Origin of the sequence: Archangium sp., from assembly GCF_045802675.1 — a bacterium.
Classification (GTDB): domain Bacteria; phylum Myxococcota; class Myxococcia; order Myxococcales; family Myxococcaceae; genus Archangium.
On record NZ_JBJMQO010000032.1, the window covers coordinates 47,517 to 62,620 of the forward strand.

Genomic DNA, 15,104 nt, shown 5'->3' on the forward strand with positions numbered 1-15,104 from the left:
GGGTCATCCCGCTCGGGAAGCGAGGTAGCGCGCCAGCGCCTGGGCCTTGGGAATCAGGGTTTCCACCTCGATGAACTCGTCCACCGTGTGGAAGCCCTTGCCCCGGGGGCCCAGCCCGTCGATGGACGGAATCCCCATGGACGACGAGGTGCTGGCGTCCGAGCCCCCGCCCACCAGCGCCGCCTCGCCATGGCCCAGCCCGGAGGCATGTGCGCACGTGCCATACGCCGCCATGAGGGCCGCGGAGGCCTCGGTGCGCTCGAGCGGCTCGCGCGCCACCCCGCCGTTCACTTCAATCCGGGTGCCGGGGACGCTCGCGGCGGCCTCGTCGGCGGCCTGGCGGAAGCGGCGCACCAGCTCCTCCCCGTCGGCGCGGGTGCAGAAGCGCAGGTCCACCTCGGCCGTGGCGTGGTCCGGCACGGTGTTCTTCCCCTGGCCGCCCGTCACCTTGCCCACGTTGACGGTGAGGCCCCGGGGGTAGTCGGTGAGCTGCTGCACCCGGTCCACGAAGCGCGCCAGGGCCCAGAGGGCATTGGCCCCGTCCGGGTGGTTGTTGCCCGCGTGGGCCGCCTTCCCGTGCGCCACCGCCGTGGCCATGCCCGTGCCCTTGCGCCGGGTGATGATGGCGTCATTGGCCCGGCCGGACTCGAAGACGAGGCAGGCGCCCGCCCCGGCGATGGCCTTCTGGATGACGCCGGCACCCTCGGGCGAGCCCACCTCCTCGTCCGACACCACCACCAGCCGCAGCGGGGGCAGCTTCCCGAGCCCGCCCGAGGCCGCGAGCGCCTTGAGCGCCCAGGCGATGGTGACGAGCCCGCCCTTCATGTCCAGCACGCCGGGGCCGCGCCGCAGCGCCCCGTCCTTGCGGTAGCCCTCGAACTTCCCCGGCGGAAACACCGTGTCCAGGTGGCCCACCAGCGCCACCGGCTCGAGCCCCGCCCGGCCCTCCGAGCGGAACACGAGGTGGTCCGCGTACCGCGTGCTCGGCACCACCTCGGCCTCCAGCCCCGGCATGGCGAAGTGCTCGCGCAGCAGGGCGCCCACCTTACGGCCGCCCTCCACGTTCTCCGTCCAGGAGTTCACCTCCACCAGCGCGGCGAGCGCTGTTTCCATGTCCCCCAGCCTGCCCACCAGCCAGCTGGCCGCCGCTTCACCCATCTCGCGCATCGTCCTCGGCCTCCCGCCACATCGTCTCATCCGCCGGGGTGCATCCCCGGTCGTCCCCCGGGCATATGCCAGGCCCCCGGCTCCAGGGAAGCTGCCCCGGCGCCCGCCCGCCCGGCGCACCAGCGAAGGCCCTCCGGGGGAAGGAAGCTTGCCGGGGGCACCGAGGGTCCGCACCTCAAGGCCAGGAGGATGAACGATGGCGGACGCGCTGTGGATACTGGTGGCCAATGGGAGCCGGGCCAAGCTCTTCGCGACGGACGAGCGGGCCGAGAAGTGGGACCTGCGCGAGGAGTTCCTTCACGAGGAGAGCCGGTCCATGTCCCGGCACCTGCTCAACCAGCCGGACAACCCCAACGCCGGCTCCCTTCACAAACCCCAACCCGAGAACGAGCCGGACGCACGCCAGCAGTTCGAGCACGACCGCTTCGCCCGCGAGCTCGCCCAGCGGCTGGAGCGGGGCCTCAATGACCACGCCTACGACAGGCTCGTCATCGCCGCCCCGCCGGGCTTCCTCGGCCTGCTGCGCAAGCAGATCAGCACGCGCGTCCACCAGCGGCTGATGCTGGACTACCGGGCCGACTACGTGAACGTGCCCGACCGCGAGCTGCCCGAGCGCATCCCGCTCACCTAGCCCGGCAAGCGGATAGGCAGGGGTCCGGAGCCTCTTCGCCGCTCCGGGCCCCTCCGCGTGACGGGCCCTGGCTCCCACCTGGACGTACCTGGGGAGGTGACCGCTTTCGTCGGGCGCGCTCCGTGGTACAGGTGGGGAGGGGCGGTGGCCGGGGGACATTCACGTCCTCCCTCCGGCGCCCTCGCGCGGACGCAACGGATTCATGAGACTCCCCCTGATCGGCACCCTCAAGCTGCGTGGCCGTCTGACGTTGTACGTCACCCTGCTGGCCCTCGTGCCGCTGCTCGTCTCCACCTTCGTGGGGATGAGCAGGACCCAGCAGATGATGCAGGAGCAGGTGCACGAGATGCTCCGCGTGGAGGCCGAGGGTCTCAAGGACCTGGTCGAGGCCTCGCTGGTGGAGCGCGAGACGAGCGTGCGCAGCTGGGCCGAGGACGCGCTGTTGCGCGAGGCGCTGCGCACGGGCAGCTACGAGCAGGGAGACGCGGTGCTCGCGCGGCTGCAGCTGCGCTACACCACCTTCACCGGGCTGGTGCTCTTCACCGACGAGGGCCGGGCCGTGGCCGCCAGCACGCCCGCGCTGCGCGACTCCTTCGCGGGGAAGGACGAGGCGGTGCGCGACGCCCCCTGGTTCAAGGCGGCCCAGGAGGGGCGCTTCACCAGCACCACGCTCACCCAGGAGGACCCCGTCTTCGGCATGCAGGTGCTGCACCTGGCGGCGCCGGTGATGGAGTCCAAGGGTGGGCAGCGCATGGGCGTACTGCTGGCCGCGTACGACTGGGGCCAGGTGGGCGAGGTGGTGAAGACGGCGCTGGAGCGCGCGCGCAAGCGCAAGAACGAGAGCTTCGCGCTGGAGGTGCGCAACTCCTCGGGCACCGTGCTCTTCGACTCGCGCGGCCAGGAGGCGTGGAACATCCCCGACGCCGTGGCCGTCGAGGCCATCAACGGGCCGGAGATCGCCGACGTGGGCGACGGCTGGCGCTTCGTGGCGCTGTCGGATCCGGAGGAGGTGTACGGCGCGCTGCACCAGCTGCGCTTCGTCACGCTGCTGGGGCTGCTCGGGGTGGGCCTGGCCGTGGCCGTGGTGGCCCTGCTGCTGGCCCGGAGCATCGCCCTGCCCATCACCCGGCTCAACCAGGTGGTGCGCCACATCGTGAAGGAGGGAGACCTCACCCAGAAGCTGGAGGTGTCCACGGGGGATGAGGTGGGCGAGCTGGCCGAGTCCTTCTTCCAGATGGTGCACAAGCTGCGCGAGACGACGGAGAGCCTCCAGCGCGGCACGCGCGTGCTCACCGACACCGTGGAGGAGCTCACGCGCACCGCCGCGCAGCAGGAGAGCAACATCACCCGCCAGGCCGCGGCGCTCCAGCAGACGCAGGTGACGGCGCAGGAAATCAAGCAGACGTCCATGGTGGCCGCCGAGCGCGCCAGCGCGGTGCTCCAGGTGGCCACGCAGGCCGAGGAGCTGGGCCGCGGCGGCGCGCTCGCCCTCACCGAGAGCATGGGCGGCTTCGAGAAGCTGCGCGAGCAGGTGGAGGAGATGGCCGAGCAGATCAGCACGCTCAACGAGCGCGCCCAGCGCATCGGCGGCATCACCCAGACGGTGAAGGGGCTGGCGGACCGCTCCAACATGCTCGCGCTCAACGCCGCCATCGAGGCGGTGCGCTCGGGCGAGCACGGCAAGGGCTTCGCCATCGTGGCCAAGGAGATCCGCACCCTGGCCAACCAGTCCATCCATTCCACCACCCAGGTGGGCACCCTGCTCGAGGAAGTCACCCAGGCCATCCTCAAGACGGTGGAGCTCAGCGAGCAGGGCCAGCAGCGCATGGACGCGGGCCTGGCGCAGGCGCGCACCAGCGGCGACAGCATCCACTCGCTCAGCAGCATCGTCCGCGACAACATGAACGCCGTGCGGCAGATCGCCAGCGCCGTGGGTCAGCAGAACGCCGGCATCGAGGAGATCTTCAACGCCATGACGGACCTCTCCTCCATGATGCACGACACCATGGTGGGACTGCAGGCCTCGCAGAACGTCACCGACGCGCTGCGCGAGGTGGCCGAGCAGATGCAACAGGTGGCGCGCAGCTACCGGGTGTGAGAAGCGCTCCAGCCATGAGCCCTCCTCCGCCCCCACGCGCCGTCATCCTCGACCTCGGCAACGTGCTCGTCTTCCACGACAACGCCCTGCTCTTCCGCAGGCTGGGCGCGCGCGCGGGACTGCCCCAGGCAGAGGCCGAGCGGCGGATCGCCGGCGCGGGGTGGACGGCGGCCAACCGGGGCCTGCTGGGAGCCGAGGGCATCCGCCGCGACGTGTGCGGCGCGCTGGGCGTGGACCTGCCGGCCGACGAGTTCAACACCCTGTGGAGCAGCCACTTCACCGTGCACGAGGCGGTGCTGCCGCGGGTGGAGCAACTGGTGGGCCGGGTGAAGCTGGTGCTGCTGTCCAACACCAACGTGCTGCACGCGGCGTATCTGAAGCCCCGGGTGCCGCTGCTCGGGCGCTTCGACAGCCTGGTGCTCAGCTGCGAGGTGGGGCTGGTGAAGCCCGAGCCCGCCATCTACCAGGAGGCGCTGCGGCGCGCGGGGTGCGCGCCCGGGGAGGCCGCCTTCTTCGACGACCTGCCCGGGTTCGTCGAGGCCGCGAACGCGCTGGGCCTCCGCGGCCGCCTCTTCACCACCGCCGAGGCCTTCGACGAGCAGTTGAAGGCGCTGGGGCTGTAGGGCCCCGCCGTCACTTCTCGTAGCGCGCCACGGGCGGCTCGCCCTGAGCGGCCTCCGTCCAGGTCTTCATGGCGGGCAGGGCCAGCACCGCGTCACGGTAGGCGGCGCCCACCGCGTCCAGCTCCACGCCATAGGTGACGAAGCGCGTGACGACGGGCGCGTAGAAGGCGTCCGCGATGGAGAAGGCGCCGAAGAGGAACGGCCCGCCCTGCCCGAAGCGCGAGCGGCACTCCTTCCACAGCGCGCTGATGCGGGCGATGTCCTCGGTGACGCCCGGAGCGCGGCCCTCGCCGGGCCGGCGCGCGCGCAGGTTCATCGGCATGTGGTTGCGCAGGGCCGTGAAGCTCGAGTGCATCTCCGCGGTGACGCAGCGGGCCAGCGCGCGCGCCGCGGTGTCCTGGGGCCACAGCTTCGCCTGGGGGAACTGCTCGGCGAGGTACTCGCAGATGGCCAGCGAGTCCCAGATGACGAGCTCGCCGTGCTGCAGCGCCGGCACCCGGCCACTGGGCGAGTACTTCGCGATGGTGGAGGCGGTGTCCGCCTGGCCCAGCGGCACCACCACCTCGCGGAAGGGCTGCCCGGTATGGGCGAGCGCGAGGTAGGGCCGCAGCGACCAGGAGGAGTAGTTCTTCGACGCGACGACGAGGGTGAGCTCTTTCATGGGGGCGCCCTATAGCACCCCGGTCCGGCGCGGGGCTCAGCCGCGCGCGCTCCCGCCGGGCAGCAGGCCGCGCAGCCGCGACATCCACGAGCGGCGGCGGCGGCGCACCGGTGGATCAATCCGGTAGACGGACACCGGCAGGCGGATGTTCTTCAAGTCCCCGCGGCTCAGCCGCACCACGGGCGCCATCACCTGGCTCCGCACCTCGCGCACCACGGGCTCGCTCACGTAGAGGGAGCCGGGCCGGGCCAGCGACTCCAGCCGCGCGGCCACGTTGACGCCCTCGCCGAACACATCCCCATCCTGGTGCACCACCGAGCCCTGGTGGATGCCGATGCGCAGCTCCACCCGGCGCGCGTCCGGGACACATTCGTTGCGCGCGCACAGCGCCGACTGCAACTCGAGCGCGCACGCCACCGCCGGCAGCGCCTCGTCGAACTCCAGGAGGAAACCGTCCTCCAGCTGCTTGATTTCCCGCCCTCCGTGCCCCAACAGCAGCCCGCGAACGAGCCGTCCATGCTCCTCGCGCAGCTCGTGGTTGAGCGCCTCGTCCCGCCGGGCTTCGGGGCTGAGCTCCACCATGTCCGTGAACATGATGGTCGCCACCTTCCTGGGTTCCGGTTGCGGTACGTCCGCCATCATCAACGCGTCTCCTTCCCCCCCGACCAGACAGCAGCGAATGTTACCTGACCGACACTCGCTTTTCCGCCCGTGCCCCCCCCAGCCGGGCCAGCGAGAGAAACCCGGACCCCTTCGGCCCGGCCGGGACGAGGCGCTCAGCTGCCGCACCCCATCACGCCTTTTGATAGCGATGAAAGTAACTCATCACTGACGCAACGCACAACGCACGGAGAGTCCCTGGACAGCGCGGGCGTCCTGGAGGTGACACGTGCGTGTCACGAGTGTTCGCCTGTTATTGTTGGACCCACGCCCGACCCACTCCCATGTCAGACCCCGAGGAACGACAGGATGAGCACGCCCCGCTCTGGCCGCCGCTGCTGCTGACGGCGTGCGTGTTGCTGCTCGCCACCCAGACGCGGCACGCGCAGCTGGCGCTCAGCGCGCTGGCCACGCTGGTGGTGCTGCCCACGGTGTGGCGGGTGTTCAAGCGCCGGTGGGGACGCGGGGACGTGATTCGCGGGCTGGGCATGGGCTTCATCTCCAGCCACGTGCCGCTGCTCCTCGGCGCCTGCTCCACGCTGGATCGCCCCGAGTGCCGCATCCACCTGTGCCTGGACGGCGTGCTCGCGGGAGTGCCCTACGTGCCGTGGACGGGGGTGCTGGGCACGCTCCTGTATTGGGCATGGGCCGCACCCCCTCCGGGCCACGGCGAGCGCTGAAGCGTCTGCTCGTTCCCCTTCCCCACCCCTCCCACAAAGCCAGACACCCCCTCGAAAGACGTGGGCCTACCTCTCACCCATCCTTTCACTCCGCCGCGCCTATCCATTGGGGGTGAATAAATAAATCCCAAATACATTTTTCGGGTTGTCCGTCTTTCCATAAAAAGACGTTCTGACCCGAGTCTATGCAATTGAGCCGTTTTGACTTTAATCTCCCCAACACCAAAAGCCTGGGGGTTGCCCGTGCCGTACGTCGCGCTGGAGTGGGATCACAAAATCGGTAGGCCGATGATCAATTGGATCGTGGTGGAGTGCGCGGGTGTCGTGGAGAAATGCGGAGGCCTGTCCGCATTGGCGCCGCGCCGGGACGTCGCCTACTTCGTCAACCCGAAGAGCGCCGAAGAGGACGCCAAGGCCTTCGCCGAGTACAAGAACGCGCAGCGCGAGGGGCGTACCGTGGCGCCGCTCGCCTCGGCCGGTGAACTCAAGTGGCACGCGGCGTACGTGTGGGATCACCACATCTTCAGCCCCCTGCTGCGCTGGGGCGTGTTGGAGTGGAACGGAGAGCACGGCAAGCCCGGCTCGCGCGATGACGTGGCCTATTTCCTGGATCCCGACACGGCCGAGGGCGACGCGAAGTGGTTCAGCCGACACCGGGACCACCGGCTCGCCGTCCAGAACGTGGACCCCCATGCCGTGATGCTGTCCCGCAAGGTAGGCTGAGCCCCGCACGCCCTGGGCCTCACGCACCGGGAGGGGCGTGGAGGCTCGAAGATGACCGCCATGTACGCAACGTTCCTGGGTATCCCACGCTCCGTAAGTGACGAGTTGGAGCGAGAACTCCAGACTGCGGGGCTCGCCATCGAATGCCGCCACCTCGCCCTGGAGAGCCACACGCTTCCGTCGGTCTTCCCTCCGGGCCTGGTGGTGCTCTGGGACGTGGAAGGACCGATGGAGCGGGCCCTCGGGAGCTGCCGGCGGCTGGCCTCCGTCTGCTCCCTGTCACGCACCTGCCTGGTGATGCTGACGCGCCGCTCGCTGGCCGAACAGGAGGAGCTGATCCGCGCCGGAGCCAGCGAGTGCATCTCGCCGGCCGGAGAGCAGTGGGCGCCCAACCTGCTCACGCTCGCCCGGCGCATGGGCATTCCCTCCCGGTCCCATGAGGCCTCGGGAGCGCCGGGGGCCTCGCGCGTGCCTCCGGACAGGGCCCTGCAGACCCTGCTGGCCGCCACCACGGCCGACCTCGGCCACGACTTCTTCCGCACCCTGGTGAAGCAGCTGGCCGAGGCGTTCCGCGTCACCTGCGCCATGGTGGGCCAGATGCTCCCCGAGCACGATTCGATCCGGACGCTCGCCTTCTGGAGCCGGGGCGCCTTCCAGCAGGACGTGACGTACCCGCTGAGCGGGACGCCCTGCCACAACACCGTCGCCTGCTCCATCTGCCACTACGCGGATGAGGTGAGCCGGCAATTCCCCGAGGATCTGATGCTGACGGACCTCGGCCTGCGCGGCTACCTGGGCGCGGCGCTGAGGAGCTCCAAGGGCGAGGTCATCGGGGTGCTGGCCATCCTGCATGATCAGCTGCTCGATGCGGGGGAGATGGACTTCGCGCTGCTGGGCGCCTTCGCGGCGCGCGCGGGCGCGGAGCTGGAGCGCATCCAGGCCCATGCCGAGCTGGAGCGCACGCGCGACTTCCTGCGCCACACGCTCGACGCGGTGCCGGATCCGCTCTTCGTCAAGGACCGGTCGCACCGCTGGGTGGCGGTGAACAGCGCCTTCTGCCAGCTCGTGGGCCGCCCCGCGCAGGAGCTGCTGGGCAGGAGCAACGTCGACTTCCTGCCCGAGCAGGAGGCGCGGACCTTCTGGCAGCAGGACGAGCAGAGCTTCACCACCCACCAGCCCGGCGAGAACGAGCAGAGCTTCATCGACACCAACGGACTCCCCCGGGCGTTGCTCACCAAGCGGGCCGTCTTCCCCGGGGCCGACGGCCAGCCCGCCCTGGTGGCCATCATCCGCGACCTCACCGAGCACAAGCGCATGGAGACGCAGCTGAGGCTCGCGGACCGGATGACCTCCATGGGGACGTTGGCGGCCGGCGTGGCGCACGAAATCAACAACCCGCTGGCCTACGTCTGCTCCAACCTCACCTTCCTGCAAGAGCAGCTCGCCGAGCCGGCCCTCCTGCCCGAGGCCCTGCCGGAGCTGCGCGAGGTGGTGGCGGAGACGCAGGAGGGGGCCAACCGCGTCCGGGCCATCGTCCAGGACCTGAAGACCTACGCGCGCTCGGACGAGGAGCGCCGGGGCCCCATCCACATCCACCAGCTCATCGAGGGGGCGCTGCGGCTGGTGCGCCACGAGCTGCAACGCGGCAACGTCCGGCTGGAGCGTGCGCTCAAGCCGGTGCCCCCCATCCTGGGCAACGAGGCGCGCCTGAGCCAGGTGCTGGTGAACCTGCTGGTGAACGCGTTGCAGGCCTTCCCGGACAAGCGCCCCGAGGGCAACCGCCTGCGCATCTCCACCTGGAGCAAGGACTCGAAGTGGGTGATGGTGGAGGTGGAGGACAATGGGTCGGGCATGAGCGCGGAGGTGCAGCAGCGCATCTTCGACCCCTTCTTCACCACCAAGCCGGTGGGCGTGGGCACCGGCCTGGGACTCGCCATCTGCCACTCCATCATCCAATCCGTGGGCGGGCAGATCGAAGTGCGCAGCACCCAGGGGCGCGGCACCACCTTCGTGCTGTCGCTGCCGGCCCTCCAGGAACAGGAAGACGAGGAGCCCAAACCCGAGCGCCTGCTCGCCTACGGCTGAGACCCGGGCCCACGGTGGGCCCAGCCGTGCACGTGGGGCTTGAGTTGGAGGCCCGGACCCCGGAAGGTTGGGTCCATGGCGGTGAAGCATCACATCTACCTGGTCCCCGGTTTCTTCGGCTTCGCCAACCTGGGAGAGCTGCTCTACTTCGGGCACGTGCGCGACTACTTCGTGGCGGAGATGGCGCGCCGCGGCGTGGACGTCGAGGTGGTCCAGGTGCTCTCGCACCCCACCGGCTCCATCCGCACGCGCGCCGCGGATCTCCTCAAGGCCATTGAAGCCAGCCGGGCCCGGGACGACGACGGCCCCCTCCACCTCATCGGCCACTCCACCGGTGGGCTCGACGCGCGGCTCTTCCTCAGCCCGGGCGCCTCGCTGGGCGAGGGACTCGACGCCGAGCCCTACGCGCGCCGGGTGCGCACGCTGGTGACGGTGTCCACCCCGCACGCGGGCACGCCCCTGGCCTCCTTCTTCCTCGGGCTCTTCGGGCAGAAGCTGCTGCAACTGCTCTCGCTCTTCACCGTGTACGTGCTGCGCTTCGGCCGGCTGCCGCTGAGCGTGGCCTTCCGGCTCGGCAGCCTGCTCACGCGCTGGGACGAGCAGCTCGGCTTCCGCCCCACGCTGTTGGATCAGCTCTTCGAGCAGCTGCTGGGCGACTTCTCCACCGAGCGCCGCGAGGAGCTCGTCCGCTTCCTGGGCGACGTGGGCAGCGATGCCTCGCTCGTCCCCCAGCTCACCCCCGAGGGTATCGATCTCTTCAACGCGAGCACCGAGGACAGGCCCGGGGTGCGCTACGGCTCGGTCATCACCCAGGCCCGGCCGCCCTCGCTGCGCGCGCGGCTGAGCGCGGGGCTGGACCCGTACGCCCAAATCACCCAGACGGTGTACGGCTTCCTCTACGGGCGCACCCAGCACATGCCCCTCACCGCCATTCCCCTGCACACCCCAGCGCAGACGGCGGCGCTCGTGGAGGCCTATGGGGCCATGCCCGGCCCGCAGGCCTGTGATGGCATCGTCCCCACGCGCTCGCAGGTGTACGGGCGGGTGCTCGCGGCCGTGCGCGCGGACCACCTGGATGCCATCGGCCACTTCGACCAGCCGGCGCACCGGCCGCCCCATGTGGACTGGCTCATCTCGGGCTCGGGCTTCCGCCGGGTCCAGTTCGAGCGCCTGTGGAGCACCGTGGTGGATTTCGTCCTGCTGGAGACCTGATACACAGCGGCTCCAGTCCCTGCCCTGGAGCCACTCCTTGAACTCCCTCCTCCGCGACTCCACTCCGAGTGCCCTCCGCGCGCCCCGGGCCCTGCTCGTGCTGGCGCTGCTGTGCGCCGTGACGGGCTGTGCCAGCGCCCCCGTGGCCCCCGAGTCCCGTCCCGAGCACGTGCCCGTGCTCTTCGTGCACGGCACCGATGCCGAACCGGGCTCCTTCTTCGCGATGATGGATGCGTTCGAGGAGGCCGGCTGGCCGAAGGAGCGGCTGCACGCGGTGCGCCTGCACCCCAACAACGGGCAGATGCCCATTGAGGTGATGGCCTATCAAATCCGCGGCGCGGCCGAGGGCCTGCGCAAGCGCACCGGGGCCGAGCGCATCGACGTGGTGGCCTTCAGCCAGGGCACGCTGTCCTCGCGCTACTGGATGCAGGAGTTGGGAGGCCAGCCGCGCGTGCGCCGCTTCATCTCCATCTCGGGGCCGCACCACGGCACGCGGGCGGCGTACCTCAAGGCGGATCCGGCGCTGGTGCAGATGCGCCCGGACAGTGACTTCCTGCGCGCGCTCAACCGGAGCGAGAAGCCCCTCGGCGACACCGAGGCGTGGAGCTTCTGGACGCCGCTCGACAGCACCGTGGTGCCCGCCGAGAGCGCGCGCTTCGCGGGTGCCCAGGAGCGCACCTTCGTGGTGCTCGCCCACCAGATGATGCTCACCAGCCCGGCCGTCATCTCCGCGACCGTGGAGACGCTGGCCCAGGCCTCCAGCAAGTAGCCGCCGTCCCGGGCCCGTCTGCCCTCCAGGCGGGCCTGCGCCGGGTTGGCGTGGACCGGCTCCGTCCCCACCGTCTCCCAGGAGACCTGCGACCGCTCCACCGGGCGGACCACGACGAGGGACTTATGCCCATGAAGTTTCCCAGCCACATCAATCTTCCACGCGAGGCCCGTGAGGAGCTCGTCGAGCTGCTCAACACCTGCCTGGCCACCGCCATCGACCTGCACTGGCAGGTGAAGCAGGCCCACTGGAACATCCGTGGCCGGGACTTCATCAGCCGCCACGAGCTCTTCGACACCGTCGCCGACCACGTGCGCAAGCACGCCGATGACTTCGCCGAGCGCGCCGGCAACCTCGGCGGCTATGCCCAGGGCACCATCCGCCTGGCCGCCAAGAACAGTGAGCTCGAGGAGTACGACCTGAGCGCCGTCAACGGCGATGACCACGTGCGCGTCCTCGTGGACCGCGTCGCCAACTACGCCTCCGTCGTCCGCGCGGGCATCCAACGCTGCGATGAGGCCGACGACCCCGTCACCACGGACCTCCTCACCCGCATCCTCGGCGAGGTGGAGCAGGACCTGTGGTTCCTCGAGAGCCACCTGTATGGCTCGGATGCCACGGCGCGCGACGAGAGCTCGCCCCCCATCATCCACGAGGAGCGCACCCCCGGCCCCAGCGCCTGAGCCCCGCCCGGCCCGCTCGCCTGGATGCGCGCGGGCCCTCCGCCGGATTATACAGGGCCCTCATTTCCGAGAACCTCTGGAGGGCCTTACCGGATGACGCCGGCAAACATGCAGGGCAAGGTGTGTCTCATCACTGGAGCCACGTCGGGCATCGGGCTGGAGTCGGCCCGGGCGCTCGCCGCACAGGGTGCCACGGTGGTGCTGTCGGGACGTGACCCGGGCCGCGGGGAAGCCGCGCTCGCCGAGGTGCGCCGCACCGTCCCCGACGCGAAGTTGGACTTGATGCTCGCCGACCTCACCTCGCTGGCCTCGGTGCGCAAGCTCGCCGGGGACTTCCAGGCGAAGTACTCGCGGCTGGACGTGCTCCTCAACAACGCGGGCCTCATCATCGACCGGCGCAAGATGACGGCCGACGGCTTCGAGGCCACCTTCGCCACCAACCACCTCGCGCACTTCCTGCTGACGAACCTGCTGCTGGAGCTGCTCACGTCCAGCGGCGCGGCGCGCGTGGTGAACGTCTCCTCCGACGCCCACCGCATCGGCTCGCTCGGCTTCCTCGACGACCTCCAGGCCGAGCGCGGTGGCTACAGCGGCATGACGGTCTACGGCAACTCGAAGCTGGCCAACATCCTCTTCACCCGCGGCCTGCAGCGGCGGCTCGAGGGCACGAAGATCACCACCAACAGCCTCCACCCCGGCGTGGTGCGCACCGGCTTCGGCCTCAACTCCGAGGGCTTCTTCAAGCACCTGGTGAAGCTCGCCGCGCCCTTCATGCTCTCGGCCGCGGGCGGCGCGCGCACCTCGGTGTACCTGGCCTCCTCGCCCGAGGTGGAGGGCGTGAGCGGCAAATACTTCGCCAAGAGCAGGGTGGCCAAGGAGTCCAAGGCCGCGCAGGACGCCGCCGCCGCCGAGAAGCTGTGGCAGAAGAGCGCCGAGCTGACGGGGGTGGGGAAATGATCGACCTGTACACGTTCACCACGCCCAACGGGCGCAAGGTGTCCATCGCGTTGGAGGAGCTGGCACTGCCCTACAACGTCCACGTGGTGGACATCACCCAGGGCGACCAGTTCAAGCCCGGGTTCCTCGCCATCAACCCCAACAACAAGATTCCGGCCATCGTCGACCCCCAGGGTCCGGGCGGGAAGCCCCTCTCCGTCTTCGAGTCCGGCGCCATCCTGCTCTACCTCGCGGAGAAGACGGGCAAGCTGCTGCCCCTGGACGTGGGCGGGCGCACCGAGGCGGTGCAGTGGTTGATGTTCCAGATGAGCGGCATCGGGCCGATGCTGGGACAGCTCAACCACTTCAAGCGCTTCGCCAAGGAGCAGATTCCGTATGCCATTGAGCGCTACTCCCAGGAGTCCGCGCGCCTGCTGGGCGTGATGGACAAGCACCTGGCCCAGCACGAGTTCCTCGCGCCCACGTACTCGGTGGCGGACATCGCCACGTACCCGTGGCTGGCGGGCACCGCGCAGCTCTACCCGGAGATGATGCAGCCGGTGCCCCACGTGCGGCGGTGGCTGGACACCGTGGGCGCGCGTCCGGCCGTGCAGCGCGGCATGAAGGTGCCCGAGTCCAAGTAGCCCCGTCCGCCGTCACCCGAGGGGCGCGGAGTGATTCCGCGCCCCCGGTTGTTCCCTCCTGTCATGGCCACGCTCGAGCAGCTCCGTTTCGACAACAGCTACGCCCGCCTGCCCGCCAGCTTCGGGGTGTCCCTCGCCCCGTCGCCCTTCCCGGATGCCCGGCTGGTGAGCGTGAGCCCGGGTGCCCTGCGCCTGTTGGACCTGGAGCCCTCGGAGGCCCGCCGCCCCGAGTTCCTCCTGGCCTTCGGCGGCGCGCGGTTGTTGCCCGGCATGGCCCCCTTCGCCATGGTGTACGCGGGCCACCAGTTCGGCGTGTACGTGCCCCGGCTCGGCGACGGGCGCGCGCTGCTGCTGGGCGAGGCGCTCAACAGCGCGGGCGAGCGGTGGGACGTGCAGCTCAAGGGCTCGGGGCCCACGCCCTACTCGCGCATGGGGGACGGGCGCGCGGTGCTGCGCTCGGCCATCCGCGAGTACCTGTGCAGCGAGGCCATGCACGGCCTGGGCATCCCCACCACCCGCGCGCTCTGCGTGCTGGGCAGCGGCGAGCCCGTGTACCGCGAGGAGGTGGAGACGGGTGCCATGCTGGTGCGCCTGTCCCCCTCGCACGTGCGCTTCGGCTCCTTCGAGTTCTTCCACTACTCCGGCCAGCATGACCACGTGAAGGTGCTCGCCGACTACGTCATTGCCCGGCACTTCCCGCACCTCGCCGATGCGCCGGAGAAGTACGCCCGCTTCTACGCCGAGGTGGTGGAGCGCACCGCGCGCCTGCTCGCGCACTGGCAGGCCGTGGGCTTCGCGCACGGGGTGATGAACACGGACAACATGTCCATCCTCGGGCTCACCCTGGACTACGGGCCCTTCGGCTTCCTCGACGACTTCGACCCGGGCTTCATCTGCAACCACTCGGACGAGGGCGGCCGCTATGCCTTCGGCCAACAGCCGCGCATCGCCCTGTGGAACCTCGCCTGTCTGGGCGAGGCCCTCTTCTCCCTCCTCTCCGAGGAAGAGGCGCGCTCGGCGCTCACGGCCTACCAGCCCACCTTCTTCTCGCACTTCCACGCGCGCATGCGCGAGAAGCTCGGCCTGCGCGAGTCACGCGAGGAGGACCGGAGCCTTATCGAGGCGCTCTTCGGCCGCATGGCCGCGACGCAGGTGGACTACACGCGCTTCTTCCGCGCACTGGGCCGCTTCGACTCCTCGCCCGGGGCACGCAACGACGCGCTGCGCGACCACTTCGTCGACCGCGAGGGCTTCGACTCGTGGGCGGAGGACTACCGGCGGCGGCTCGCGGCCGAGGGCAGCCAGGACGCGGAGCGGCGGGCGCGGATGGACCGGGTCAATCCCAAGTACGTGCTGCGCAACCACCTCGCGCAGACGGCCATCGAGCGCGCCCAGGCCGGCGACTTCCGCGAGGTGGACCGGCTGCGCGCCCTGCTCGAGGACCCCTTCTCCGAGCACCCCGAGCACGAGGCCTCCGCCCAACCTCCGCCCTCCTGGGGCCGCCACCTCGTGGTGAGTTGCAGCTCCTGAGC

Annotated in this window: 15 protein-coding genes; 12 read left to right on the forward strand and 3 right to left on the reverse strand. The window is 70.3% G+C overall.

Translation table 11 applies throughout. From position 1 onward, the window contains the following. Nucleotides 1-3: 3 nt before the first annotated feature. Complete coding sequence (locus ACJ8AN_RS09570) at nucleotides 4-1,167, reverse strand: M20 family metallopeptidase (protein ID WP_407754965.1); 1,164 nt, start codon at nucleotides 1,165-1,167, stop codon at nucleotides 4-6. A 196-nt stretch (nucleotides 1,168-1,363) separates the two neighbouring features. On the opposite strand from ACJ8AN_RS09570, the gene ACJ8AN_RS09575 reads away from it, so the two are divergent. The 3 genes from ACJ8AN_RS09575 to ACJ8AN_RS09585 all read left to right on the forward strand — a co-directional run bounded on the left by ACJ8AN_RS09575 (nucleotide 1,364) and on the right by ACJ8AN_RS09585 (nucleotide 4,519). Next, entirely contained in the window at nucleotides 1,364-1,798 is a 435-nt protein-coding gene (locus ACJ8AN_RS09575; protein ID WP_407754966.1) for a host attachment protein, read from the forward strand. Nucleotides 1,799-2,000: 202 nt separating this feature from the next. Beyond that, the gene (locus tag ACJ8AN_RS09580; protein ID WP_407754967.1) at nucleotides 2,001-3,896 is read left to right on the forward strand and encodes a methyl-accepting chemotaxis protein; all 1,896 of its coding nucleotides are present in this window, start codon (nucleotides 2,001-2,003) and stop codon (nucleotides 3,894-3,896) included. A 14-nt stretch (nucleotides 3,897-3,910) separates the two neighbouring features. Next, nucleotides 3,911-4,519, forward strand: a complete 609-nt coding sequence (locus ACJ8AN_RS09585) for an HAD family hydrolase (RefSeq protein ID WP_407754968.1) — start codon at nucleotides 3,911-3,913, stop codon at nucleotides 4,517-4,519. Between the two features lie 10 nt (nucleotides 4,520-4,529). On the opposite strand, the gene ACJ8AN_RS09590 is transcribed toward ACJ8AN_RS09585, so the two are convergent. Then, on the reverse strand, nucleotides 4,530-5,180 hold the full coding sequence (locus ACJ8AN_RS09590) for a glutathione S-transferase family protein (protein WP_407754969.1): 651 nt from the start codon (nucleotides 5,178-5,180) through the stop codon (nucleotides 4,530-4,532). A 36-nt stretch (nucleotides 5,181-5,216) separates the two neighbouring features. Next, entirely contained in the window at nucleotides 5,217-5,822 is a 606-nt protein-coding gene (locus ACJ8AN_RS09595) for an adenylate/guanylate cyclase domain-containing protein (RefSeq protein WP_407754970.1), read from the reverse strand. A gap of 302 nt (nucleotides 5,823-6,124) precedes the next feature. Between ACJ8AN_RS09595 and ACJ8AN_RS09600 the strand changes: the two genes are divergently transcribed. From ACJ8AN_RS09600 to ACJ8AN_RS09640, 9 genes are all read left to right on the forward strand, one after another. Then, complete coding sequence (locus ACJ8AN_RS09600; protein WP_407754971.1) at nucleotides 6,125-6,520, forward strand: hypothetical protein; 396 nt, start codon at nucleotides 6,125-6,127, stop codon at nucleotides 6,518-6,520. A 288-nt stretch (nucleotides 6,521-6,808) separates the two neighbouring features. After that, nucleotides 6,809-7,243: a hypothetical protein gene (locus tag ACJ8AN_RS09605; protein WP_407754972.1), complete on the forward strand. Its 435-nt coding sequence runs from the start codon at nucleotides 6,809-6,811 to the stop codon at nucleotides 7,241-7,243. A gap of 105 nt (nucleotides 7,244-7,348) precedes the next feature. Beyond that, nucleotides 7,349-9,328 carry an ATP-binding protein gene (locus ACJ8AN_RS09610; protein WP_407754973.1) on the forward strand — a complete coding sequence of 660 codons (1,980 nt, stop codon included), beginning with the start codon at nucleotides 7,349-7,351 and terminating at the stop codon, nucleotides 9,326-9,328. Nucleotides 9,329-9,403: 75 nt separating this feature from the next. Then, nucleotides 9,404-10,540: an esterase/lipase family protein gene (locus tag ACJ8AN_RS09615; RefSeq protein ID WP_407754974.1), complete on the forward strand. Its 1,137-nt coding sequence runs from the start codon at nucleotides 9,404-9,406 to the stop codon at nucleotides 10,538-10,540. A 37-nt stretch (nucleotides 10,541-10,577) separates the two neighbouring features. Next, nucleotides 10,578-11,309, forward strand: a complete 732-nt coding sequence (locus tag ACJ8AN_RS09620) for an esterase/lipase family protein (protein ID WP_407754975.1) — start codon at nucleotides 10,578-10,580, stop codon at nucleotides 11,307-11,309. A 131-nt stretch (nucleotides 11,310-11,440) separates the two neighbouring features. Further along, on the forward strand, nucleotides 11,441-11,992 hold the full coding sequence (gene dps, locus ACJ8AN_RS09625; protein ID WP_407754976.1) for a DNA starvation/stationary phase protection protein Dps: 552 nt from the start codon (nucleotides 11,441-11,443) through the stop codon (nucleotides 11,990-11,992). A 93-nt stretch (nucleotides 11,993-12,085) separates the two neighbouring features. Next, nucleotides 12,086-12,949, forward strand: a complete 864-nt coding sequence (locus ACJ8AN_RS09630; RefSeq protein WP_407754977.1) for an SDR family oxidoreductase — start codon at nucleotides 12,086-12,088, stop codon at nucleotides 12,947-12,949. Then, entirely contained in the window at nucleotides 12,946-13,572 is a 627-nt protein-coding gene (locus ACJ8AN_RS09635) for a glutathione S-transferase N-terminal domain-containing protein (protein WP_407754978.1), read from the forward strand. Before ACJ8AN_RS09630 ends, ACJ8AN_RS09635 begins: the two co-directional genes overlap by 4 nt. A 63-nt stretch (nucleotides 13,573-13,635) precedes the next feature. Continuing rightward, entirely contained in the window at nucleotides 13,636-15,102 is a 1,467-nt protein-coding gene (locus ACJ8AN_RS09640) for a protein adenylyltransferase SelO (protein WP_407754979.1), read from the forward strand. The last annotated feature ends 2 nt before the right edge of the window (nucleotides 15,103-15,104 follow it).